At 59.0% G+C, this 23,717-nt stretch carries 18 protein-coding genes; 9 read left to right on the top strand and 9 right to left on the bottom strand.

Annotated features, from left to right (window positions below):
* Positions 1–22 precede the first annotated feature (22 nt).
* The 9 genes from WJU23_RS11590 (at position 23) to WJU23_RS11550 (ending at position 14,255) form a co-directional block, all read left to right on the top strand.
* Positions 23–1,987, top strand: a complete 1,965-nt coding sequence (locus WJU23_RS11590) for an alpha-1,4-glucan--maltose-1-phosphate maltosyltransferase (RefSeq protein WP_346332731.1) — start codon at positions 23–25, stop codon at positions 1,985–1,987.
* A 145-nt stretch (positions 1,988–2,132) separates the two neighbouring features.
* Positions 2,133–3,872, top strand: a complete 1,740-nt coding sequence (locus WJU23_RS11585) for a response regulator (protein ID WP_346332730.1) — start codon at positions 2,133–2,135, stop codon at positions 3,870–3,872.
* A 249-nt stretch (positions 3,873–4,121) separates the two neighbouring features.
* Positions 4,122–6,077 (top strand): ATP-binding protein, encoded by a 1,956-nt coding sequence (locus WJU23_RS11580; RefSeq protein ID WP_346332729.1) that lies wholly within the window; start codon positions 4,122–4,124, stop codon positions 6,075–6,077.
* A gap of 26 nt (positions 6,078–6,103) precedes the next feature.
* Positions 6,104–6,547, top strand: a complete 444-nt coding sequence (locus tag WJU23_RS11575) for a response regulator (RefSeq protein WP_346332728.1) — start codon at positions 6,104–6,106, stop codon at positions 6,545–6,547.
* The gene (locus WJU23_RS11570; RefSeq protein ID WP_346332727.1) at positions 6,544–7,590 is read left to right on the top strand and encodes a GAF domain-containing protein; all 1,047 of its coding nucleotides are present in this window, start codon (positions 6,544–6,546) and stop codon (positions 7,588–7,590) included. The genes WJU23_RS11575 and WJU23_RS11570 overlap by 4 nt, the downstream gene beginning before the upstream one ends.
* 2 nt (positions 7,591–7,592) lie before the next feature.
* Positions 7,593–11,141 (top strand): PAS domain S-box protein, encoded by a 3,549-nt coding sequence (locus WJU23_RS11565; protein WP_346332726.1) that lies wholly within the window; start codon positions 7,593–7,595, stop codon positions 11,139–11,141.
* Between the two features lie 110 nt (positions 11,142–11,251).
* Entirely contained in the window at positions 11,252–12,631 is a 1,380-nt protein-coding gene (gene mpl, locus WJU23_RS11560) for a UDP-N-acetylmuramate:L-alanyl-gamma-D-glutamyl-meso-diaminopimelate ligase (RefSeq protein WP_346332725.1), read from the top strand.
* An 8-nt stretch (positions 12,632–12,639) separates the two neighbouring features.
* A complete protein-coding gene (locus tag WJU23_RS11555; protein ID WP_346332724.1) occupies positions 12,640–13,137 on the top strand; it encodes a low molecular weight protein-tyrosine-phosphatase in 498 nt (165 codons plus the stop codon).
* Positions 13,138–13,202: 65 nt separating this feature from the next.
* Entirely contained in the window at positions 13,203–14,255 is a 1,053-nt protein-coding gene (locus WJU23_RS11550) for a substrate-binding domain-containing protein (protein WP_346332723.1), read from the top strand.
* 22 nt (positions 14,256–14,277) lie between these two features.
* Here WJU23_RS11550 and WJU23_RS11545 read toward each other — a convergent pair whose 3' ends face one another.
* From WJU23_RS11545 to WJU23_RS11505, 9 genes are all read right to left on the bottom strand, one after another.
* Positions 14,278–14,622 carry a VOC family protein gene (locus tag WJU23_RS11545; RefSeq protein ID WP_346332722.1) on the bottom strand — a complete coding sequence of 115 codons (345 nt, stop codon included), beginning with the start codon at positions 14,620–14,622 and terminating at the stop codon, positions 14,278–14,280.
* 43 nt (positions 14,623–14,665) lie between these two features.
* Positions 14,666–17,632 carry a PSD1 and planctomycete cytochrome C domain-containing protein gene (locus WJU23_RS11540; RefSeq protein ID WP_346332721.1) on the bottom strand — a complete coding sequence of 989 codons (2,967 nt, stop codon included), beginning with the start codon at positions 17,630–17,632 and terminating at the stop codon, positions 14,666–14,668.
* 60 nt (positions 17,633–17,692) lie between these two features.
* Complete coding sequence (locus tag WJU23_RS11535) at positions 17,693–18,043, bottom strand: gamma-glutamylcyclotransferase family protein (RefSeq protein WP_346332720.1); 351 nt, start codon at positions 18,041–18,043, stop codon at positions 17,693–17,695.
* 49 nt (positions 18,044–18,092) lie between these two features.
* A complete protein-coding gene (locus WJU23_RS11530; protein ID WP_346332719.1) occupies positions 18,093–18,830 on the bottom strand; it encodes a hypothetical protein in 738 nt (245 codons plus the stop codon).
* Between the two features lie 4 nt (positions 18,831–18,834).
* Positions 18,835–19,467, bottom strand: a complete 633-nt coding sequence (locus tag WJU23_RS11525) for a nucleotidyl transferase AbiEii/AbiGii toxin family protein (protein ID WP_346332718.1) — start codon at positions 19,465–19,467, stop codon at positions 18,835–18,837.
* A complete protein-coding gene (locus WJU23_RS11520; protein WP_346332717.1) occupies positions 19,422–19,739 on the bottom strand; it encodes a hypothetical protein in 318 nt (105 codons plus the stop codon). The genes WJU23_RS11525 and WJU23_RS11520 overlap by 46 nt, the downstream gene beginning before the upstream one ends.
* A gap of 9 nt (positions 19,740–19,748) precedes the next feature.
* Positions 19,749–20,321 carry a hypothetical protein gene (locus WJU23_RS11515; RefSeq protein WP_346332716.1) on the bottom strand — a complete coding sequence of 191 codons (573 nt, stop codon included), beginning with the start codon at positions 20,319–20,321 and terminating at the stop codon, positions 19,749–19,751.
* On the bottom strand, positions 20,305–21,651 hold the full coding sequence (locus tag WJU23_RS11510) for a coproporphyrinogen-III oxidase family protein (protein WP_346332715.1): 1,347 nt from the start codon (positions 21,649–21,651) through the stop codon (positions 20,305–20,307). The genes WJU23_RS11515 and WJU23_RS11510 overlap by 17 nt, the downstream gene beginning before the upstream one ends.
* A gap of 127 nt (positions 21,652–21,778) precedes the next feature.
* On the bottom strand, positions 21,779–23,662 hold the full coding sequence (locus WJU23_RS11505) for a hypothetical protein (protein WP_346332714.1): 1,884 nt from the start codon (positions 23,660–23,662) through the stop codon (positions 21,779–21,781).
* Between the last annotated feature and the right edge of the window lie 55 nt (positions 23,663–23,717).

The raw sequence follows: 23,717 nt of genomic DNA, 5'->3' as shown, positions 1-23,717 counted from the left end.
CTTGTCATGTTCACGCCCACTCATGTCCGCCTCTGCCGCCCACGCCCCCACCGTCGTCATCGAGAATTTCTACCCCTGCATCGAAGGCGGGCGGCATCCCATCAAGCGGGTGGTCGGTGAGCCCCTGGACCTCTGGTGCGACATCTTCATGGACGGCCATGTGGTCATGTCCGCCGTGGTGAAATGGCGTCAGGCCGGCAGCCGTCGCTGGTATGAAAGCCCCATGCGCCCCTTGGAAAACGACCGCTGGCAGGGGCAGTGTATCTTTAACACGATGGGCCGCTGGGAATATGCCGTGGAGGCCTGGTCAGACACTTTTCGCGGCTGGAAAAAGACCTTCGCCATCCGCGTCCAGGCCCAGGATCCTGACGTGCCGGTAGAAGCTCTAGATGGAGCCCGCCTGCTCACCGAAGCCGCCGCCCGTGCCCGCACCGCCGGGGTGGAAGCCGCTGCCACTCAGCTTGAGGATGTCGCCGAACTCCTGTCCCAGCTTCCCCCCCAGGAGATTATGGATGTCCTGCTTTCCGATGATCTCCAGGCCCTGATGGACCGTTTCCCAGACCGTAGCCTCTCCACCACCTCCACGCCCATGCGCGTCATCGCAGAGCGTGAGCGTGCGCGCTTCTCCGCCTGGTATGAGTTTTTCCCGCGCAGTGCCGAAGGCCGGATGGACAGGCACAGCACATTCCGTGACTGCTTGCCACGTCTGGACGATGCCCGCGCCATGGGTTTCGATACCATCTACTTCCCGCCCATCCACCCCATCGGCATCACCGCCCGAAAGGGAAAAAACAACACCCTGACAGCCTATGAAGGCGATGTCGGCAGCCCCTGGGCCATCGGCGGACCGGCCGGCGGGCATCGGGACATCGAGCCGCAACTTGGCACCATGGAGGATTTCGTCTGGCTCGTGGAAGAAGCCAGCAAGCGCGGCCTGGAAATTGCCCTCGACTTCGCCATCAACTGCTCCCCGGACCATCCATACGTCAAAGATCATCCAGATTGGTTCTATCAACGTCCCGACGGCAGCATCCGCTATGCGGAAAACCCGCCCAAAAAGTACCAGGACATCTACCCCATCAATTTCCACTGCGCCGATTGGAAAAACCTCTGGCGCGAGCTCATTGACGTCGTGCTTTTCTGGGTCAGCAAAGGCGTGAAAATCTTCCGGGTGGACAATCCCCACACCAAGCCCGTCTCCTTCTGGGAGGAGCTCATCAGCACCGTTCATCGCAAGCATCCCGAGGTCATCTTCCTGGCCGAGGCCTTCACCAAACCCAAGATGATGCAGGTGCTTGGCAAAATAGGCTTCACCCAAAGCTATACCTACTTCACCTGGCGCGAGGACAAGGCCGGCCTAACCGAATACGCCCGCGAGCTCATGCAGGGGGAGATGCGCTGGTACTACCGGGGAAATTTCTGGCCGAATACGCCTGACATCCATCCCTATTACCTGCAAAACGCCCCCGCCAGCATGTTCCGCCTGCGCGCCGCCCTGGCCGCCACCCTCTCCAGCACCTGGGGCATGTATGCCGGATACGAGCTTTGTGAAAACAAGCCCCTCCCAGGCAAAGAGGAATACCTCGATTCTGAAAAATTTCAGCTCAGCCAGCGGGATTACAATGCCCCCGGGAACATCAAAGGCTTCATCGCCCGCCTCAATTCCATCCGCCGGGACAATCCGGCCATGCATCTTTACGACAACCTCGTCTTTCACGGCGCGGATCATGACCAGATGCTCTGCTACAGCAAATGCACCCCGGATTTCAGCAACCGCATCCTCTGCATCGTTAGCCTGAACGGCTACGATCCCATTTCCGGCATGGTCTATCTGGACCTGGGTGCACTGGGGCTCGGCCACGACCAGACGTACCGCGTCCGCGACCTCATGCACGGGGGGGTTTATGAATGGAGTGGAGCTGCTAATTTTGTTTCCCTCTCTCCGGATGGAGCCAGTTTGCACATCTTCCAAGTTGAACCGCTTTAGTCAGATTTAAGCTTTAGACCTAACTGCAGTGGGCTTTTAATCGGGCGTTATGTGGGCTTAGTTGACCTTCATGATTCCGATAATACGTGTTGATTGTAATTATGGTAATTCTATTGTGTTGAGTAATTTAGAATTACCTTTCCCCATGCAACTCTCTTCGACATCCACCAAAGGAGCTGGAAAATTTCAAGTCCTCATTGCCTCTGCCACGGAGGATACCGCGCGTCTTCTTGAGCCTCTCCAGCAAATCTCTTATCCGGATGGGAATTCTGAGAGCGGCGGTTTGTTCCGCCCGAAGCAGCGGATGCTCTTCCACCCGCTGGATTATAATTTGGTGGATCTGGTCATGCGCAGCCGCCAGTCCGAATGGCCTTTTGCCACGGTCATAGTGGATGTGCAGCCCGGCACAGAAACCAAGGCTGAGCAGATTCTGAATGCCCTTTATTATGCGGAACCTGCCCTGGGGGTCATCATTCTCCTTTCAGATGGCGCGGCCCTGTCCCAGCCGATGCTGGACCTCATCACCCACAGCTCGCGGATGACCTTTGTCCAGATGCCAGGCTCCATTGCCCAGATTTATCAGGCATTAAAAATGATGCTTGCCCTGTGGGATCTGCGCCAGCGGCAGGGAGAGGCTGAAAACTCGCGCCAGGGCACGGATGAGGGCGAAACTGGAATACGTGGGAATTTAATCGCTGCCGAAGGATCTGCCCCTGCCATGCATCTGGAGGTCGTGGGGAGCCTTGCCGCAGGCATCGCTCATGAATTCAATAATGTACTGACCGTCATCCAGAGCCAGATGGACCTGGCGATGCAGCAGGCGGCCAGCATGCCAGCAGTGATGAAGCTGCTTAACCAGGTCATGGAAACGGCACGCAGTGCCGCCACCCTGTCACGCAAGCTCGTCTCATTCACTCCAGACGAGGAAAGCAATCCGGAAGCCGTCAATCTGAACAGCGCCGTGGATGAAGAAGTGATGCTGCTCAGCAAAACACTGGGGGATCACATTCGTGTAGAGGTCAATCACTCTCCGGAACTTCCATCAGTCTGGGCAGATCCTGCCACCATCAGCCAGCTGATCATCAATGTGGCCATTCATGCCCGCAATGCCATGTCAGAAGGCGGCACTTTGCAGATTACCACCAACCGCATCAGCCATGAAACCGGCAGTAAATACGCACGCCTGTTCCCGGATGCCGCCCATGGTGACTATGTCATGCTGACCATGGAGGATCCCAATCCGACTGACGAGGCGGATCCTCAGCGCGTGGTGGTGACCCTGCCCAGCTCCGTGCAGCGTGCTGCCGATGACCGCCTGACCTGGATTCAGCACACCATCCAGGCAGCCGGCGGTGCTTTTAATGTGACCCTTCTCCCAGGGATGATCCGCACCTATCAGATGCTTTTCCCCCTGGCTCGAGATTCGTCCAAGATACCGGAGGAAACAGCTTCTTCCCATCAAATCACAGTTCGAAGTGAATCTATGGAGGTTCAGCCCTCCACCGTCCTGGTCGTGGATGATGACGATACCATCTGCATGATCATGAGCCAGGTGCTGGCCACCAAAAAGCACCGGGTGCTCATCGCCAAAAGTGCCGATGAAGCCTGGCAGCAGTGGTGCCAGCACCGCAGTACCATCAAGCTGCTCATCACGGATATCAACATGCCCGGCGGGGCAAACGGAGTGACCCTGGGGCATGCCATTCAGGAACAGGACGGTTCCGTGCCCGTCATCTATACCAGCGGTCACCGGGCCGTACACCAGTTTGCCGAGCTGGAAATTGGCAATAATTACCTGCCGAAACCTTTTGGGATGAATGATCTCCTGGCCGTGGCTAACCGGGCCCTCCTGTCCCATTCCCATGGGCAGTACGGATTGAGCTGAGGCGACGACATTCCGTCAGGCAGAAAGGAGGGAAGCAGCAGGCAGCACCGTGCTGTCTTCCTTCATCATTCTGCACTTCATTGAGATTAGGATTGTTATGCGGGGGATTCTTTCGTTATTAGACAAAGGAATTCCGTGAGCAGACATCTGCCATCGGAAATCCGCTGATTTCAATAGATGGCCAGTGCATTAGGACGGTATTTCCCCCGGTCTTTAATGCTTTGGTCACGTCCCTGCTCTCATCTGCCGATGTCGAAACTGGTTCCCTGGTCATTTCGTACTCTGTCCTGCTGGGTCTCCCCCGGTGCCAGTTTCGTGGCTGTGGCCAGCGCTCTCCTGGTTTTGACCGGCTGGACTTTTGACATTGAAGTGCTCAAGCGCATCCTGCCGGGGATGGTTTCGATGAATCCGGCCACGGCCATCGCGTTCATGCTGGCAGGGTTGTCTCTATGGCTTTTGGTGCGGGAACAATCGCTAAAGTCACAGAGGGTGGCCCAGGGGCTGGCATTGCTTGTATTGCTGCTGGGTGCGCTGCGCCTGTTTGGGTACATTTTGGGGACTGACCAGGGGCCGGACCAGTGGTTGTTTGCGGCCAGTCTGGACGATGAACCGTCACCTTTCCCCAACCGCATGGCCCCCAATGCCGCACTGGGTTTTGTCCTTCTTGGCAGCGGCCTGCTACTGATGCAGCGCACCACTTCGCGGGGCAGGAGGCCGGCTGAATATTGTGCCCTTCTAATTGGCCTGGTTTCCCTGCTGGCGCTGCTGGGTTATGCTTACCAGGTCACCTGGCTTTATGGGGTGGAGAGCTTTATTCCCATGGCTCTCCACACCGCTGCCGTTTTCCACCTGATGGCCGCCGGACTGCTCTTTGCACGCCGGGACCAGGGATGGGCCTCCTTCATTTTGAGTGACAGTCCGGGCGGTGCGCTGGTGAGGCACCTGTTTCCGGTCATGCTTCCATGCTTAATGTTGTTAGGCTGGCTGCGCCTGGAGGGGGAGCGCCGGGGGATGTTTGCCGCCGATATGGGCACGACGATGTACACAGTCGTGGCGATTCTGATGGTCAGTTTGTTAATTTGGTGGAGTGCGCGCATCCTGCATCGTGCCGACCAGGCCCGTTTGCATGTGGAGGAAGATCTGGAACGGTTTTTTACCCTGTCCCTGGACATGCTCTGCATCGCAGGCAAGGACGGTTCTTTCAAACGCATCAGTCCTGCTTTTTCCACCTGTCTCGGATATACAACAGAGGAACTGCTGGAACGTCCCTTCTTTGATCTTTTGCATCCTGAGGATCGCGACCGCACCCTGGCCGAGATGGAAAACCTCGACTGCGGCCAGTTTCCGGATCACTTTGAAAACCGGCTGCTGTGTCAGGACGGCACATGGAAATGGCTGTGGTGGAAAGCCCAAAGCCTTCCGGAAGAAGGTCTCATCTATGCGACCGCGCGGGATGTGACGGAGCAGAGAAAAGCGCAGGAGGAGATCCGCCTGCTCAATGCCGCCCTGAATGAGCGTGCCACCCAGCTGGATGCCTCCAACCAGGAACTGGAAGCCTTCAGCTATTCCGTCTCCCATGACCTGCGGGCTCCGCTGCGCGGAATCGCCGGCTTCACTCAGGCCCTGGAAGAACATGCAGGCCGCACGCTGGATGCCACCTCTCAGGGCTACCTCTCCCGCGTTCGCCGCGCGGCCGAACGCATGGGCTACCTGATTGATGACCTTCTGAAGCTTTCCCGGCTGACCCGGGCTGAAATGCATGTGGAAGCCGTCAATGTCAGCCACCAGGCGGAGTCCGTCCTGGCGCAACTCCGTCAGCGTGAACCCCAGCGCCAGGTGGAGTGTGACATCACCCCGGACATCATCGTTCACGCTGATGCAGCCCTTTTGCGCATCCTCCTGGAAAACCTTCTCGAAAACGCCTGGAAGTTCACTTCCAAAAATCCCTCCGCCCGCATTGAAGTGGGACTCACCAGCACGGCGGACGACGCCAAAGTTTGCTATGTCCGGGACAATGGCGTTGGATTTGACATGCGCTATGCATCGAAGCTTTTCGGGGCTTTTCAGCGCCTGCATTCCATGGTGGAATTCCCCGGGACCGGCATCGGGCTGGCCACCGTCCAGCGTGTGGTCCGGCGCCATGGCGGCAAGGTTTGGGCAGAGGCCGAATTAAATAAAGGCTCGTCCTTTTATTTCGTTGTATAAAACTTACCAAATTTCAGAATCCACCTATGAACTCCAAAGTCATCTTGCTGGTCGAGGATAACCCTGACGACGAAGAGCTGACGCTCATGGCTTTGAAGAAGAACAACATTCTCAACGAAGTCGTCGTGGCCCGTGATGGCGTGGAAGCCATCGAATTTTTATTCGGAGACGGCCCTGAATCCTGCTCCCAGCGGCGGGTGCTGCCTGCCATCATCCTTTTGGATCTGAAATTGCCCCGCATGGACGGGCTGGAAGTGCTCAAGCGTATCCGCGCTGATGAGCGCACCCGCATTCTCCCGGTGGTGGTCCTCACCTCCTCCCGTGAGGAAGGGGATCTGCTGGAGAGCTACTCCCTCGGCTGCAACAGCTACGTCCGCAAGCCGGTTGACTTTGCCCAGTTTGTCGAAGCCACCCGTCAGCTTGGCCTGTACTGGCTGCTGCTCAATGAAGGACCACCCGTAAAGCCATGAAACCTCTGCGTATCCTGCTCGTTGAAGACTCGGATGATGACGCCCAGCTCATTCTGCGCTGTCTGCAGCGGCACGGGTATGCCTGCACCATCCACCAGGTCATGACTCCGCAGGCTTTGGAGCAGGCTCTGGCCAGCCATAGTTGGGATATCATCTTATGTGATTATGTGATGCCCAGCTTTGATGCCCTCGCTGCCCTGGCCATCGTCAGCCGGCACGGGGAGGACATCCCGGTCATCATCGTCTCTGGCACGGTGGGGGAAGATGTGGCCGTGGCCTCCCTCAAGCACGGTGCACAGGACTACATCCTTAAACAGAATCTGACCCGCCTGGGACCCGCTGTGGACAGCGAGCTGGGTGCCGCCTCCGCCCGCCGTTACAACCGCCTCCTTGAGGCCATTGCGGCCAGCCACTCTGAGGTGCTGGAAATGATTCTGAACGGCTCCGCGCTCACGCCGATTCTTAACCACATTGTGCACAGGATTGAAAAGCTCAGCCAGAACAGCGCCCTATGTTCCATCTTCCTCACCAACGAGGCCGGCACGCATCTCATTTCCGGAGCTTCCCCCAGTCTGCCTGAGGAGTTCACCCGTCAGATCACGCCCCTGCCGGTCGGCGCTGAGATCGGTTCATGCGGACGTGCCGCTGCACTGAAGCAGTCCGTCATCATTGAGGACATCACCCAGCATCCCAACTGGGCCTCCGTCCGGCCGCTTCTTCTTCAGCATGGCCTTGGTGCCTGCTGGTCAGTGCCTGTGTTTTCATCCGGCCGGGAGGTGGTCGGCACCATGGCGGTTTATTACCGCACTCCCCGCGCTCCCACCACCGATGAGCTGCGCTGGGTGGAATCTGCGGCCAAGCTGGTGGGTGTGGCGATCGAACGCTGCCGCTCGGAAGTGCGCATCCGGGAGCAGCTCAATGAACTTTTGCGCTGGCAAAATGCGATGCTTAACCGCGAAGACCGCGTGCAACAGCTCAAAGGCGAGGTTAACGAACTGCTGCTGCGTCTGGAGGAGCCAGTCCGCTACCCCAGCCAGGCATGACCATGAAAGCCCCTATCCCTGAAGATGAAGAGCAACGGCTCGCCGTGCTCCGCGAGTACGAAATACTGGACACCCTCCCTGAACCGGCCTTTGACGAGCTCCTCGCGCTTGCCGCCCACATCTGCCAGGCCCCCCTTGCCGCCATCAGCTTTATTGATGAAGACCGCCAGTGGTTCAAGGCAGGCATCGGGATGGAAATGAAAGAGACGCCCCGGGACGTCGCCTTTTGTGCCCATGCCATCCTCACGAAAGACAATGTCACCATCGTGCCGGATGCCACCCTGGATGAGCGCTTTGCAGACAATCCGTCTGTTACTGGAAGTGCTGGCATCCGGTTTTATGCGGGAGCTCCCCTCATCGCCCGGGACAACCATGCCCTGGGCACCCTGTGTGTGATTGACCGCAATCCACGTGAACTGACTCTCAGCCAGTCGGCTTCCCTTCAGGCCTTGGGCCGTAATGTCGTGGCCCAGTTGGAATTGCGCCGCCATGCACGCCAGTTTGCCAAGGAAGTGGCGGAGAAAGAACGCATCGCCGCGCAGTTGAGGGAGCAGAACGCCCAGCTCATCCGCAGCGAGCAGGAGACTGTCCACCTTCTGGAACTGGCCGAAAAATCACGCAACGCCCTCCTGAGCGTGCTGGAGGATGAGCAGCGTCTAGGCCGCGAGCTGCGCCGCTGGGCGGATGCTTTTGAAAATTGCGCCCAAGGCATTCTTATCTGTGTCCCTTCCACCCGCCAGATCTTCGCCTGCAACAGGGCCTTAGCCGACCTGCTGGGCCAGCCGGCCGAGCAGATCGCCAGGCAGTCTTTGCTAGCCATCTTCGCTGCAGATCACCATCCCGACGTCTTGCTGGCTATTTCCGAGGCCGATGAAGGAGGGCAGGCCAAGCTTGAGCTGCCAATCCTCCGCGCAGACGGTTCCAGCTTTGTTGCCCAATTGGACATCGTCAGCGTCTGTGAGACAGAAGGGGCACCTCTCTATTGGGTGGTGACTGTGCAGGACATCACGGACCGCAAGACGGCAGACCTGCTCCTGGCCCGCACCAACCGTGCGCTGAAAATGATGTCCGCCTGCAATGAATCCCTCGTCCATGCCAAGGATGAGGAACATCTGCTTGCAGAAGTATGCAGGCTGGCCGTGGAAATCGGCGGCTACAGGCTGGCCTGGGTAGGGTATGCGCTGCATGACGAGGACTTCTCCATCCGCCCCATGGCCTTTGCCGGGCATGAGGAGGGCTACCTCCAGGAAATCCGTCTAAGCTGGGCTGCGAACGCGCCTTCCGGTCAGGGGCCTGCTGCCCGATGCATCCGGCACAGCCAGGCCTTTCTGTTTGAGGACATCATGGATGCATCCTCCGGGTTTGTATGGAAGCAGGCTGCTCTTGAAAGGGGGTATCGCAGCGTCGCCTGCCTGCCGCTGAATGACGAAAACCGCACTTTTGGCCTCCTTGCCCTTTACTCAGCCGAGGTTCAGCAGGTTGGTGATGACGAGATCAAGCTGCTCCAGGAAATGGCTGAAGACCTTGCCTTTGGCATCCGCCATCTTCGCAGCCGGCAGGAGCAGCAGCGCATGCAGGATGTGGTGCTGAAGGTCTCCCAGGCGGTTTCCGCCGGCCATGAAGAAAATTTCTTTCAGTCTCTGACACGCAACATGGTGGAGGCCCTGGGGGCGGATGGCGGAATGATCGCCCGTATTCACCCGGAAGACCGCCGGGTCATTGAGACACGCGCTTTGTATCTCAATGGGGAGTTTGTGGACAACCTCTCCTACGTCCTGGCCGGCACCCCTTGTGAAGGCGTCAGCCTGGGCTACACCTGTGTTTTTGAAACGGCTGTACAAGCACAGTTTCCTCAGGATGCCTGGCTCAGGGAGAAGGGCATGGATGCCTATGCCGGCATTCCCCTGATGGATACCCGCTCCAAGGTCAATGGCATCATGTCTGTTTTTTACAAGCGCCCTCTGGAGCAGGTCTCGCTGGTTCATTCCACCCTGAAGATTTTCGCAGCACGGGTCGCCGAGGAGCTGGAGCGCCAGGTGACGGATGAGCGTCTTCGTGAGCAGGCCTCCCTGCTCGACAAAGCCCAGGATGCCATTCTTGTTCGCGACCTTAACCATTGCATCACCTATTGGAACAAAAGTGCCGAGCTTCTTTACGGCTGGAGTGCGGAAGAGGTCCTCGGGAAAAAGGTCACGGATGTTTTCTATCAGGACAGCGCCGCTTTCGATGCCGCCATCCGCCAGCTCTTTGATGAAGGGGAATGGGTCGGTGAACTCGACCAGTTTTCCAAAGATGGAAAACCTCTGACCATCGAATGCCGGTGGACCGTGGTTAACGACAGCGATGGCAGCCCCAGGTCGGTACTCTGCATCAATACCGACATCACCGAAAAGAAGAAACTCGAGCAGCAGTTTTTGCGCGCCCAGCGCATGGAAAGCATCGGCACCCTTGCCGGCGGCATCGCCCATGACCTTAATAACGTGCTCGCGCCCATCATGATGGCGATTGACCTCCTGAAGATGACCGTGACGGACAAAGCCGGCCAGGACATCCTGGCCACCATCTCCCAGAGTGCGCAGCGGGGCGCGGAGATGGTCAACCAGGTGCTCTCTTTTGCCCGTGGCATGGAGGGGCGCCGGATGGATGTGCATGCCATTGCCCTCATTCGTGACATTGAAAAAATCGCCCGGGACACCTTCCCCAAAAACATCCAGATCTTCACCGAATGCCAGGAGCACCTCTGGCCTGTGGCCGGTGATCCCACCCAGCTGCATCAGGTCATGCTCAATCTCTGCGTGAATGCCAGGGATGCCATGCCCGAGGGCGGCCGCATTGTAGTCTCCGCCAGCAATGAGCAACTGGATGAAAGCTATGCCGTCATGAACCTGGACGCGCGGCCTGGCCCCTACTTGAAAATCCAGGTCAGCGATACCGGGACAGGCATCCCCCAGAATATCATTGAGCAGATCTTTGATCCCTTTTTCACCACCAAGGAGCTTGGAAAAGGCACCGGCCTCGGGCTTTCCACCTCCCTGGCGATCGTTAAAAGCCATGGCGGATTTTTCCAGGTAGATAGCGAGCGGGGGCACGGCAGCCGCTTTACCATCTTCCTCCCTGCTCTGGAATCCGCCGGCCCCGTCACCACGGAACTCCGGAGTGAAGACCTTCCCTATGGCTCAGGCCAGACGGTTTTGGTTGTGGATGATGAGGAGACCATTCGCGAAATCACCCAGCAGACTTTGCAGACCTTCGGTTACAAGGCCCTCCTGGCAGCGGATGGAGCAGAGGCAGTCACCCTTTACGCCCAGCACCGCAATTCCATCGCCATCGTCCTCACCGACATGATGATGCCGGTCATGGACGGCCCGGCCACCATCAAGGTGCTCAGGAACATGAACCCGGAACTGAAGATCATCGCTGCCAGCGGTATCTCCACCAATGATGCTGTGGCCAAAGCCACCAGCCTGGGCGTCCGGCATTTTGTCTCCAAGCCTTACACAGCCGAATCCCTCCTCCTTGTGCTTAAAGACTGTCTCACCACCAAGGGGTGACGATCCAGGAGTTCTTGATGATGGGATTTCCCGCCTGAATCTGCTTGCCCGGTCCCCTTCTTGCCCTACTTGAGGGAGATCACCGCTCCAGGACCGGCGCGGCCTTCCTCATGTCTGTCTCCAAGCATCTTCATTTCATCGGCATCTGCGGCACCGCCATGGGCTCCACCGCCGTGGCCCTCCGCTCCCTGGGTTATACCATCTCCGGCTCCGATGAAAAAGTTTATCCCCCCATGTCCGATGTCCTCCGGGATGCCGGCATCACCTTGACGGAAGGTTACACCGCTGAAAACCTGCCTCCTTCCGCTGATCTTTACGTCGTCGGCAATGCCATCTCCAGGGGCAATGAGGAACTGGAAACCCTCCTGGAGCGCAAGCTCCCCTATGTCTCCATGGCTGAGCTGCTGAAAACTGAGGTCATCCAGGGCAAGCGCAGCTTCGTCGTCAGCGGTACCCATGGCAAGACCACCACCAGCACCATGCTCGCCTGGATCTTTGAGCATGCCGGCAGGGAGCCTGGATTCATGATCGGTGGTGTGCCGGAAAACTTCACCAGCGGTGCCCGCTTTAACCATAGCGATCTCTTTGTCATCGAAGGGGATGAATATGACACCGCCTACTTCGACAAACGCTCCAAGTTCCTCCACTACCTGCCGGAGTGCGTCGTCGTCAATAACATCGAGTTTGATCACGCGGACATTTTTGCCGATCTCGATGCCATCCTGCTCTCCTTCCAGCGCCTCCTCAACAGCGTACCCCGGAATGGCCTGGTGCTGCTCAATGGCGATGACAAAAACTGCCTCTCCCTCAAAAGTTACTCCCCGGTGAAAACCGTCGGTTTGGGGGAAACCTGCAGCGAGCGCATTCTCATTACCCGGGCCAGCCCGGACGGCACCGCCTTCGAGATCAATGGCGTGCCCTTTAGCGTCCCCATGATCGGCGAGTTTAACGTGCGCAATGCCGCCATGTGCATCTGCGCCGCCCGTCATGCCGGACTGTCGGATGATGAAATCCGTGCCGCCCTGGAGACCTTCAAAGGCATCCGCCGCCGCCAGCAGGTGCGCGGTGTTGCCGGGGGCATCACCATCATGGATGACTTCGGCCACCATCCAACGGCCTTGCGGGAAACTCTGCGCGGCCTCCGCCAGAAATATCCCGGCCAGCGCCTGTGGGCTGTCTTTGAACCGCGCTCCAACACAAGCCGCCGCAACGTCCTCCAGAACGAGCTTATCGAGGCCCTGAAGGAAGCCGATGGATCCGTCATCGCCTCCGTGGCCAATCCGGAAAAAGTTACCGCCGCTGAGCGACTGGATCCCGAGTTCGTCGCCCTCAGCGTCAGCTCCGCCGGCCGCGCCTGCTTTCACGAGCCGGATACCAACGCCATCGTCGCCCGGCTCAAGGCGGAAACCCGGCCAGGTGACGTGATTGTCATCTTTAGCAATGGCGGATTCGACGGCATCCATGGCAAACTGCTGTCCGCCCTTTCCTGATCCCCGCCATGTCACCCGCGCCTGTCTTCAAGCTCCTCTTTGTTTGCCTCGGCAACATCTGCCGCTCACCGGCAGCGGAAGGGGTCATGCGCCGGGTCATTACAGAGGCAGGCCTCGCAGAACAGGTGTTCATAGACTCCGCAGGCACGGCTGGCTGGCACACTGGCAAGCGGGCGGACCAGCGCATGATGAACGCGGCCACCGCCCGTGGTTTTGAGCTGACCAGCTTCGCTCGGCAAGTACAGGACGCCGATCTAGGAGAATACGACCTCATCCTCGTCATGGACCGTAGCAATCAACAGGATCTCCGCGCCTTTGACCGGGAAAGCCTGCACGCGGCCAAAGTCCGCCTTTTTTGCGAGTTCTGCAGCCTTCATGAGGAAAGTGAAGTGCCGGACCCCTACTATGGCGGCCCGGAGGGATTCGACAAAGTGCTGGACCTTCTGGAAGACGGCTGCGCTGGGATCCTCAAACATATCCGCCAGCACCTCGGCATCGCTGCCTGATCCTGACTGGCGGTTCATCATTTGTACTCGCCATCCGCCTGCCTGCTCGGTAAACCGTGGCTGTCATGAATGTCCGTATCGCCCTGGTCCTTCTATCTTGCCTTCTCAGTATCGCCACAGGCCTCGTCATCTCGCGGGGCGGCGTGGATGTCAGCAAAGGAACTACAGGCGGCAGCGACGGCCCCGTGATTGGACTCAGCATGGACACGCTCAAAGAAGAACGCTGGATCGGCGACCGCGACCTCTTTGTCGCCCAGGCCAAAAAACTCGGGGCCACCGTCCTGGTGGAATCAGCCAACAGCGACGACACCCGCCAGCTTCGGGATGTGGAAAGTCTCATCACCCGTGGCGTGGACGCCCTCGTCATCATTCCTCATAACGGGGCGGCCATGGCCCGCGCGGTGGAGATGGCTCATGCCGAAGGCATCCCCGTCCTATCCTATGACCGCCTCATCACCGGTGCCGATACCGACCTTTACATTACTTTTGACAACATCAAAGTGGGCGAGCTTCAGGCCCAGTTCATCGCCGACCGCCTGCCTGCCCAGGGTCCCCTTCGCCTCATCCGCATCTACGGTGCCAAGACTGATAACAACGCCGTCCTCTTCAAGCAGGGCCAGGACAACATCCTCAATCCCCTCATCGCCTCAGGCCGCATCGAAGTCGTCTTCGAAGACTGGGCCGAGGACTGGAAGCCTGAGAATGCCAAGAAGATTACCAACGCTGCCATCACTAAGGCAGGGCAGGGAATAGATGCCATCCTCGCCAGCAACGACGGCACCGCAGGCGGAGCCATCCAGGCCCTCATTGAAGAAGGCCTTGTTGGCAAAGTCATCGTCACGGGTCAGGATGCGGACCTCGCCGCCTGCCAGCGCATCGTCACCGGCAGCCAAACCATGACCGTTTACAAACCCCTCACTGTTCTCGCCAACCAGGCCGCCGACCTCGCCGTCCGCCTCGCCACCCGCCGCCCCATCATCGCCAAAAACGAAACCGACAACGGCAAGACCTCCGTCCCCTCCATCTTCCTGCCCATCATCGCCGTCACCCAGGAAAACCTGAAAGAGACCGTCATCAAAGACGGCTTCCGTTCCGAAAAGGATGTCTATGGCAAATAGCCCCTCCTGATGAGGTGGAAGCCTACCGCTTCCTCGTCAGCATGATCTCATTGCCTTCCGTGTCTGAACACATGGCCAAGTGGGGTGGTTCGTCATCCTCAGGCTGCGGATCGCGGTTCAGCTTGCCACCTGCGGCCACAATCTCCGCTGCACCTGCGATCACATCCGGCACCTGGAAGGTCAGGCCGGTCCAGGTCTTCCCCCCTTCGCCACCGCCATGGATGGACAGGACACTGCCGCAGATTTCCACCTCGCCGATATGCGGATTTTGTTTGATGAGCTTGCCGCCGAAGACGTCGGTATAGAACTTCAGCGCGCGCTCCATGTCCGCCGCCCAGATGGTGTATTTGAATCGTTCTACAAGCATCCCGGTTGATAAGTGGGTTCAGCACGTCATGCCACCGGGAATGTCATTCACGGGTGATGAATTCATCCATGTTCAGCAGGATGCGGGTGGTGGCCACCCAGGCTGCGGTTTCATGGTCCGGAGTATTCGTGACCGTATAGGCACCCACTGCCGTTTTGGCTTCCTCACTGGCTGCCTGATAATGGTATCTTGCATCATCCAGCAGTTTCTGAAGGGCCTGCAGTTCGTTAAGTTCAGGCATACGGCTCACGCATAGCCGGAAGGCGCGGGTGATGCGGGCGGTATCGGTGGGGTACTCTTCTTTGAGGATACGGGCTGCCAGGGCCTGGGCGGTCTCGTTATATGGCTCGGCATTCAGTGTGGTCAGGGCCTGAAGCGGGGTATTCGATATGGAGCGTTTCACATTGGCCACATTCGAGTCCGGGCAGTCGAAGGTGGTCAGGTCGGGGTAGGGGGAGGTGCGTTTGAAGAAAGTATAAATGCCCCGCCGGTAACGGTCTGCGCCAGCACTGGTGGCCCACTTGAAGTTGTTGGCATAACTCAGGGCGGCGACATCCGCAGGCATGGGTGGGAACACGCTCGGGCCGCCGATCTTGGGTGCCAGGAGGCCGCTGGCCGCCAGGCCCAGGTCACGCACAATCTCCGCCTCCACCCGCAGGCGGTTCTGCTTCCACAGCAGCTCGTTTTTCGGGTCCTTGGCGGAGGCCTCCGCCCGGTCCATGGACTGCTGGCGGTAGGTGCTGCTCATCATGATGGTCTTCAGCAGCTTCTTCCGGCTCCAGCCCTGGTCCATGAAGTCCGCTGCCAGCCAGTCCAGCAATTCGGGATGCGTGGGGCGGTCGCCGCGCACGCCGAAGTCAGCCGAGGTTTTCACCAGACCTTCGCCGAAAAGCTTGCCCCAGATGTGGTTCACCGTCACGCGTGAGGTCAGCGGGTTCTCCCGGCTGACCAGCCACTGCGCCAGGTCCAGCCGGGTGCCGCTTTCTGCTTTCCTTTTTGGAAGCACATCCAGGGTGCCCGGCTGCACTTTGTCCGTCGGTTGCAGGAAGTCGCCCCGGTATAGAACATGCGTTTCGCGTGCGTCCCGGCGCTGGGCCAGCACCCGCACGTCCATGAGGGGTGGTTTAGGAAGCTTGTCCTGGGCAGCCTTCAGCGCTGCCGCTGCGGCGACCACTCTTGGATCGGTTTTCTCCAGCCAGTCATAGAGCGCTTGGATCACCACCGGATTTCTGCGGCGGGGTTCTTCATCCAGGATTCTCACCACAGCAGATGGTGCAATGGAATCTTCTGTCTCCACATTCGAGGCCCGCACACGGAAGCGGCCAATGCTGTGCTCATTTTTTCCGTAATGCTGGTCTAACAAAAGGGTTAGAGTCTGGTTCGCAGACGCAGGCTCTGCCAGTTGCAGGGTAAGCTTGTGCGGCTTGCCAGTACCGCCGCTGATGGCCCAGCCTGTCTCCAGATCCCCGTCCACTGTACCTGCCGCCTTGAAGCCTGACTGCTCAAAGGTCGCTTTGGGAGAATGCAATCCCACGCTTTTGCCCGCAACCATCAGCGTCACCTCATTGAGCACAAAGTTGCCTCTCGAACTGCGTCCAGGGCCTTTGCCCGGCAAGGAATCATCGGCTAGGACCTCGATCTGAATCGCATAGACCGGGGCATCTCCCGTTTTCATTTCCAGGGTATAACGGTCCGTCTTGCCCTGCTTGCCTGATGCCAGCACTGAGTCATCTGGCAGATGCTCAAATTTGCTGCCCGCCTTGCTGGTAATCTTGGTGATTTTTAGAGGTGAAAACGCAGCCGTCGCCTTGGCTTCACGGGCCTTTTTCAGCCGTGCCTGGACACCCGGCTCCCACTTGGTCAAAGCTTGTGGCAGATTTGCTTTGGCTTCGTCCAGGGTCTTTTGCAGCGGAATGAGCTTGCGCGTGGAGGCTCCGTTGGCTTTCTCGTAGCGGCTCCATTCCTCCGGGGAAACCGGGGCCTGCCGGACCACTTCATCACCATTGTTAAAGTAGGCATAAAGCTGAAAGTATTCCCGATGGGTGATCTGGTCATACTTGTGGGTATGGCAGCGCGCACAGCCCACCGTGAGGCCCATCCAGACAGCCCCCACGGTCTCCGTGCGGTCCATGCAGGCTTCAACGCGGAACTGCTCCTGGTCCGTGCCGCCTTCGGTATTCGTCAGGGTCTGGCGGTTGAAGGCCGTGGCGACGATCTGCTCAGGGGTGGCGGATGGCAAAAGATCCCCAGCGAGCTGCTCGATGGTGAACTGGTCAAAAGGCAGGTCCTCATTGATGGCTCGGATGACCCAGTCGCGATAACGCCAGGCATCCGGACGGGGCCGGTCTTTTTCATAACCGTCGCTGTCCGCATATCGTGCCATGTCCAGCCAGTGACGGCCCCAGCGCTCGCCGAAATGCGGGCTGGCCAGCGCCTGGTCCAGCATGACCTCATAAGCGCGGGGAGACTTGTCCGCCACAAAAGCATCCACCAGCTCAGGAGAAGGCGGTAGGCCTAACAAATCGTAGTGAACACGTCGGACTAAGGTGATGCGGTCCGCCTCAGGCGATGGCGTCAGACCTTCAGCCTGGAGGCGAGCATGGATAAAGGCATCCACCGGGTGCTTTCCCTTTGGCACCGCAGGCTTGTCCACCGGCTGATAGGCCCAGTGCAACTCATACTTCGCGCCATCGGCGATCCATTGCCTCAGCAGTTCCGTCTCCCGCTCGGTGATGGGTTTCTTGGCCCGGTGTTTGGGCGGTGGCATCTGCTCATCGGGATCGGTGCTGGTGACTCGGGTGATGAGTTCGCTAGCCTCAGGTTTGCCGGGGATGATGCCGTGGGCACCGCTTTTCAGAGTCTTCAGCGCATCCTCACGCGAAGTCAGGGTCAGGCCGCCCTTGGCATCGTCAGGCCCATGGCATTCCAGGCAGTGCTCGGCAAAGAGCGGCTGAATGTCGCGGGCAAAGTCCACCGATGCGGCTGCAGGCAGGGCTGCCAGGAGGACCAAGGGTGTAGCGAATGAAACACAGGATGCCATGTTGTCTTAACGTTCTAAAAGGTCCCGGCTTTACCAAGTCGCACCCAATTCCCGACAGCCGGTTACCGGGAAGAGGTAGCGGTAAACCTGAACCTCCAGGTCCTGATGAGGAGGCAAAAGAGTGACAGGCTCCCGGCTATATTCCCCGCCCTCGATGTCCTCCAGCTCATCCAGCCGGGCCAGACCGTCGTTATCCACTTCCCAGATCTCTCCGGTGATGCTCAGGCCGCCGGTATCTGCCAAGACCATGCCAGGATAACCGCCGAGGTCATATAGCTTATACCTCGGAACAGTCCTCGCTTCCGCCACAAACCGTTGTCCTCTCATGTATCCATGATTGGACCCGCCGCGCTTCAGGGTGCCATAGAGGAAGAGGAGCATGGGAGATCCAGTATGCGGTTTTCAGTGTTCGGTATTCAGTCCGACCCCGTTACCGGGGGATGAGGTCATCCCGGTCGGTCAGCCATTGGGGCAGGGAATAGCGGTTCTGCTCAAGCTCTGCTGCACGTGCCAGCACCGGTTCGGGAGCTGTTTGCACGGTGAGCACTTCTTTGGCCAATCGTGCGGCCCACTGAGGCCAGAAATCTGGGGACAGAATTACCTGCTGGACGCTGCCCTGATGCAGCAGGCCCAACTTGCCACGACGCTGGCCCGCACCCGCCACTTTTACCGGTCCCCGGATGACGTCATGCACAGCGGGAGCGACAAAGCAGAACGGGGCCTCAATGACATCCTCCTGCATGGCCAGCCGGCAGCCCGGATGTCCATTATGGCTGAGCGCGTCAGCCAGGGAGCCATGAATCCGCCGATAGCTTTCCAGCGCCGTTGTTTCCGACCATGGATCCGCCGGAGGAACAATGACCGAATACGTATAGTCCCCCTGATGCAGCACCACGCCGCCCCCGGTCCAGCGCCGCACGACCGGCCAGCCCGGCAGCGCATCCTGCAGCTTCGGCAGGCTCTGTGCATACCCCAGTGTGACCGTCGGCTGGTCCCAGGTATAGACCCGCAAGACCGGGATCTGGCTTTGCTCCAGCCAAGCCTGATCCACCGCCATGTTCATCGGCCCCGCCTGGGTGCCATCAAGATGCAGGATGAGCTGGTTAAAAAAGGGTTCGCCAAAGGACACGGGGGTAATGCAAGTGGGATATTCAGTGGCTAGGGACATGAACTTACTTATGCTCTCTGAGGACGGCGCAATCACGAACGGACTTTACTAAATCCTCTTTGATGTGTTCCCAGCTCACATGGGTTAGGCTCTCCGGTTCAACGTCCTCCTCGGCGTCATCAAAATAGATCATGCTGCGCAATACGATCATGGGATCGTGTTTGGGGTATTTGCGTTGGTAAATTTCTATCAGAGCGTCCACTCCCAGTTTTTCAATCAGGGCATGGAGGTCATAAAAGTCTTTTTTGGCACCCCGGTTTGAGATTGCTCCAAGCTTCATGCCAATGACGTCGGGCAGGCTGAACATGCGGATGCCTTCGACGGTTTCAGGAGGCTCCAACAAAGGCTGACGGTAGGTGACAAAATCAACCTTGAGATCATCCACAAAGGCATTGAACCCGATTTGGTTGGATCCCTTGACCTCAAAATTTTCCACATCCTGCTGCAAGGCATAGGCGAGTGTTTCTACATCAAAACTCTCCGGTGTGAAAAAATCTAAATCAACCGAGCGCCTGTGTCCAAAACGCAAGGCAAGCGAAGTCCCACCGACCAGACTGAACTGAGCCAAGCTAGGATGCTTGGTAAGCTGCCTCAATAAATCCAGGGAGTCTGGGGGAAGGGCGGCGAGGTGCAGCATCGGAAGTCCTCCTTTTTAAGGTTTAGCATCACGCACAGAAAATTGACGGTTCGCGGTTCAAGGGTCCGCAGCCGCGTAACAACTTGACGGATTTTTTCATCGCCATAGTGGAACCGCACCTTTTGCCAGCCCTCCAGGCCACCGCGCTCGACGACACGGCCGATGATTTGAGTGGCGTGCTTGTCGAGGTCGAGTTTTTCAGGGGCGGAATCCCAGAAAAGAGCCCGTGGCAACCCCAGGGGAGTCTTTGGCTTTTCTGGGGGTGGATTCATTCGCTTAACTTACATCCCTCTCGGCAATACCTCAACTACATCGGCGAGTACACGGCCCGAGGCGTGGCGGAGTTCGTTGCAGCGGCCAAAGAGGATCTGGCCGCTGGTGGCGCCGAGGAGTTCCGCGAGGCGGGCATCCACGGCGATTCGGAAGAAGCCGCGCGGGTGGCTGCTGTGGGCGACCTGGTATCGCTCCAGGATGGCGCCAAAGGGGACGCGGCCTTCGATGACGAGGGCCTGGGCTTCTTCCGGCAGGAGATCCAGATGAATGCCGATGGCTCCGAACTCGACGGGCTTGCCATCGCTGCGGCGGTTCAGCACACTGGCGCGGACCAGGTAGTTGCCGATGCGGGCGCGGGCGTGGACGTCGAGGTCAATCTCGCAGCCGTGGCCCTCCCGCAGGCGGGGGGTCATATCAATGTCGTGGACGAGGAACCAGCGTTCATGCTCCGGCAGCTCATCCGGCTCCACAAAGGTCACCCGGGGACGGGCGCTGCCGATGCCGTAAAAGAACACCAGAGGCGCCAGGTCATCCTCGCGGACGGTTTCAGGGCGGGGATGGGCATCAAGTGTAGCGGGCATACTGGCGATGCTGGGGCAGGAAGAAATCGTGCAACAGACGGTCCACTTGCAGCAGGCCGTCGCGAGTCAGCGTGATGTCCTTGTCGGTGAGCTGGGCAAAGCCTTCGCTCTGGAGATAGTTCAACTGGGGGGCAAAAAACTTGAGGGGATCCTCACCAAATTTTTCCTGGTAATAGCCAAACTCGCTGTGTCCCAGCTTCAGCTTGAGGATAAATTCACGCACGAAACGTTCCTCGTGGCTGGTTTCATAGGCGCGGAAGATAGGCAGCTGACCGGCATCCACGGCCTGCATGTAGGGGCCCACTTCAGCCTGGTTCTGGTAATGCACGCCGCCCAGATGGCCAAAGGAGGCCACCCCGCAGCTCAGCAGATCCGCACCTTCCCAGAGGGCGTCGCGGTAGATGAACTTGATGCGCTCCGGGTCCTTCACCACGGTATAGGCGCTGGTGACAGTATAACCATTTTTGACGAATTCATCAAAGGCGTAGCTGACCCAGTCGCGCTTGGTCTGCCAGTTGGCGACGGGAGCGGTTTCTTTGCCTTCTTCCCGCATCTGCTTGTAGATGGTGGTGTTATACGGCACTTCCATCTGGTAAATGGTCACGGCATCCGGCCCAAGGGCGATGCCCTTGGCCACAGTGTCCTTCCAGTTTTCCCAGGTCTCGTTCATCATCCCGGCGATGAGGTCAATGTTGATGTGCTCAAAACCGAGCGTCCGGGCGAAGTGGTAGGCTTTGTCCACCTCACCGCTGCGGTGGGCACGACCGTTGCTTTCCAGGATGTGATCATCAAAGTTTTCCACACCGATGCTCAGACGAGTAACGCCGACCTCACGGATGCCAGTCAGCTTTTTCTCATTCAGGGTGCCCGGCTCGGCCTCAAAGGCGACTTCAGCAGCGCCGTCCCAGCTCACTAGGTCCTTCATGCGGCTGGTGAGGTCCTTGAGCTGAGGCACGCTCAGATAGCTGGGGGTGCCGCCGCCGAAGTAAACGAAGTGCGCTTTGCGACCGGCGATGTAAGGCTGTTTGGCGAAGCGCTCCATCTCCCGCATGCCCGCATCAATATAGGCTTTGATCTCGGCGGCGTTTTTGTCGGTATAGACTTTGAAATAGCAGAAATGGCAACGCTTGCGGCAAAAAGGGATGTGGAAATAGACGCCGAGGGGCACGTCTGTGGGGGCCGGACGGGCGAGCACGCCTTCCACCACTGGCACCTGGTCCGGTTTCCAAAACGAAAACGGGGGATAGTTGCTGACGAAATAATTGCCGACTTCGGTCTCTTCGACCTTCTTTTCAGCAGGTTGTGGGGGGGATTCCAGGGTGGTGGACATGATAAAAATATGAACAGGGAACGAAGCAAGTTGTTCACTTCTACGAGATAAAGCTGCTTGAAATCGGGCCGTCTGTCCAGGTGAGACGCATGAGCGGACGATTTATTGCCTAATCCTTCAAAGGAGATCAGGGCGGTGAATCTGCGGGCGGATTCTCAAAACGGCGGCGGAGCTCGTTGAAGTAGCGCCGCACCTGCTGGCGGCGGCTGGGGGGGAGAGCGGCGTCATCCAGGGCTTCTTCTTCTGCCTGGAGGAATTCGACGGCGGTCTGGGTGGAGGTGCGGGTGGCGGATTCCTGTCGGGTGCCGCCTTCGACGGCACGGACGCTGGACTGGCCTTCATTGTTCTGCTGGGCATTGACCACGCTGCTGCCGCTGGTGTCCTGTTTTTCCGTGGGGTCGGCGTTGAGATCGGCCTTGCCCACGCCGGGATCGCGGCCGCCGGGCATGGTGACGGAGATGCTGGGCGCACCTTCGGAAGGATCGCCTGGAGGGCCGCCGAGGATGAGCATTTCGGGCGGTTTGTCGCCGGGCTTCTGGCCAGGGACCGGGGCCATGAGCATGGGGGTGCCTTGTCCTTGCTGGCCCGGTTGCCCCGGCTGGCCGGCCTGGCCCATCTGCATTTGCTGCATCTGGCCCTGCTGACCTTGCTGGCCGGGGGATGGTTGCATCTGGCTCTGGTTCGCCTGGCCGAGACCCGGAGGCTGGAGGGACTGCTGGCCTGCCTGCCCCTGCTGACCGGGCTGCGACTGGCCCACCTGAGGCGTCTGGCCGCTCTGGCTCTGCTGGGGGCTTTCATTGGCGGCATTCATCTGCTGCATGCCACCGGCCTCATTTTGACCGGCGATGTTGCTGCCCGCATCGCGGAGTTGCTGGGCCAGTTTTTCCAGCTCCTCGCGGGATTTTTCACGCAGGGCCAGGTCGCGCATTTTGTCGGCCAGTTTTTCAAATTCGGCCCCGGCGGCGGCGGGCTGGGTGGCCTGCATCTGGTCGCCTGCCTGCAAGACATGCTGGCCGACGGTACGCTGGCGGTCCTCCTTCTCGGCAGCTTTTTCCACTTCCTGAAGGGTCTCTTTGAGGCGGTCGCGGGTGGTTTCGGGGAGCTGGGGTGACTTGAGCTGACTGGCCAGAGCATCGGCGGTGCGGGCGGTCTGAGCGGCGTTTTTCGCGGCTACGGCATCGCCGAGGTCAGCGGTATCGGCCTGGGTGCGGAGGGCCTGGACGAGTTTGTCGGAGGCCCAGGCATCCTTTTCATCGCCCAGGCGTTCGGCCAGCTTTTCCGCCTCGCGGGCGCGGCGTTCCAGGTCGGACATCACTTGGCGGGCATCCTGCCCCTTGGCATTTTCCAGGCTGGCTGCGGTGGCTTTGAGATTTTCCTTCAGCTTTTCCAGATCCGCCTTCTCGCTCTCCTCCAGACCCGCCAGGTTTTTCTTTTCCCAATCCGTCTTCGCCAGCTTGTCCGCCTCCGCCTGGGCAGCGGCCAGCATGGCGGCGTCCAGAGGGACTTCATCGCGCTTCTTTTGCACCAGAGTGATGCTGTGGATAACGATGAGCAGGACCAGTGGGACTTCCAGCCAGCGTTTGAAAAGCGGCAGCGGCAGGTCACGCGCGAGGCTTTTTTGCGCCTGGGACAAAAGGCCGCGCTGATGTTGCAAATGATCCTCCTCCATGGAGGTGCGGGCCGCTTGCTGCTCAAACCACCAAGCGCTGGCAAAGGCCTCCCGGCGACCCGTCTGGGAATCCCAAAAAGCCAGAGCACTGTAAGCTCCCGGCATCTTCCAAGTGGCCAGACCCGCGCTGCCAAAAATCCAAAGCGCAAAAACAAACGTGCCCCAGCCCACCAGCCCCCCGCTGCCAGTAACGAGCAGCCCCACGACGATAAGGACCAGCAGCCCGCTCACCGGCCAGACCATGCGCCTAAGCCACCCCAACCAGCGCCGCAACCACACCCGACGCTGCACCTGCTGCGCGACCGGCGCGAAGGTGGTGGTGGAGGGTGGGGCGGAGGTCATGGGGAGGGTCCTGCTTAGATAACGGCGCTGAAGGTCAAAGCTCCAGCATGAATTG

Source organism: Prosthecobacter sp. SYSU 5D2 (genome assembly GCF_039655865.1).
Classification (GTDB): Bacteria; Verrucomicrobiota; Verrucomicrobiia; order Verrucomicrobiales; family Verrucomicrobiaceae; genus Prosthecobacter.
The sequence above is the reverse complement of the archived record's forward strand: the minus strand, read 5'-3'. Positions and strand labels throughout refer to the sequence as shown.

Excerpts from the sequence above, each read along its gene's own strand:
- WJU23_RS11590 (WP_346332731.1), top strand. The coding sequence starts at position 23 with ATGTCCGCCTCTGCCGCCCACGCCCCCACCGTCGTCATCGAGAATTTC.
- WJU23_RS11585 (WP_346332730.1), top strand. The coding sequence starts at position 2,133 with ATGCAACTCTCTTCGACATCCACCAAAGGAGCTGGAAAATTTCAAGTC.
- WJU23_RS11580 (WP_346332729.1), top strand. The coding sequence starts at position 4,122 with ATGTCGAAACTGGTTCCCTGGTCATTTCGTACTCTGTCCTGCTGGGTC.
- WJU23_RS11575 (WP_346332728.1), top strand. The coding sequence starts at position 6,104 with ATGAACTCCAAAGTCATCTTGCTGGTCGAGGATAACCCTGACGACGAA.
- WJU23_RS11570 (WP_346332727.1), top strand. The coding sequence starts at position 6,544 with ATGAAACCTCTGCGTATCCTGCTCGTTGAAGACTCGGATGATGACGCC.
- WJU23_RS11565 (WP_346332726.1), top strand. The coding sequence starts at position 7,593 with ATGAAAGCCCCTATCCCTGAAGATGAAGAGCAACGGCTCGCCGTGCTC.
- mpl (WP_346332725.1), top strand. The coding sequence starts at position 11,252 with ATGTCTGTCTCCAAGCATCTTCATTTCATCGGCATCTGCGGCACCGCC.
- WJU23_RS11555 (WP_346332724.1), top strand. The coding sequence starts at position 12,640 with ATGTCACCCGCGCCTGTCTTCAAGCTCCTCTTTGTTTGCCTCGGCAAC.
- WJU23_RS11550 (WP_346332723.1), top strand. The coding sequence starts at position 13,203 with ATGAATGTCCGTATCGCCCTGGTCCTTCTATCTTGCCTTCTCAGTATC.
- WJU23_RS11545 (WP_346332722.1), bottom strand. The coding sequence starts at position 14,622 with ATGCTTGTAGAACGATTCAAATACACCATCTGGGCGGCGGACATGGAG.
- WJU23_RS11535 (WP_346332720.1), bottom strand. The coding sequence starts at position 18,043 with ATGCTCCTCTTCCTCTATGGCACCCTGAAGCGCGGCGGGTCCAATCAT.
- WJU23_RS11530 (WP_346332719.1), bottom strand. The coding sequence starts at position 18,830 with ATGTCCCTAGCCACTGAATATCCCACTTGCATTACCCCCGTGTCCTTT.
- WJU23_RS11525 (WP_346332718.1), bottom strand. The coding sequence starts at position 19,467 with ATGCTGCACCTCGCCGCCCTTCCCCCAGACTCCCTGGATTTATTGAGG.
- WJU23_RS11520 (WP_346332717.1), bottom strand. The coding sequence starts at position 19,739 with ATGAATCCACCCCCAGAAAAGCCAAAGACTCCCCTGGGGTTGCCACGG.
- WJU23_RS11515 (WP_346332716.1), bottom strand. The coding sequence starts at position 20,321 with ATGCCCGCTACACTTGATGCCCATCCCCGCCCTGAAACCGTCCGCGAG.
- WJU23_RS11510 (WP_346332715.1), bottom strand. The coding sequence starts at position 21,651 with ATGTCCACCACCCTGGAATCCCCCCCACAACCTGCTGAAAAGAAGGTC.
- WJU23_RS11505 (WP_346332714.1), bottom strand. The coding sequence starts at position 23,662 with ATGACCTCCGCCCCACCCTCCACCACCACCTTCGCGCCGGTCGCGCAG.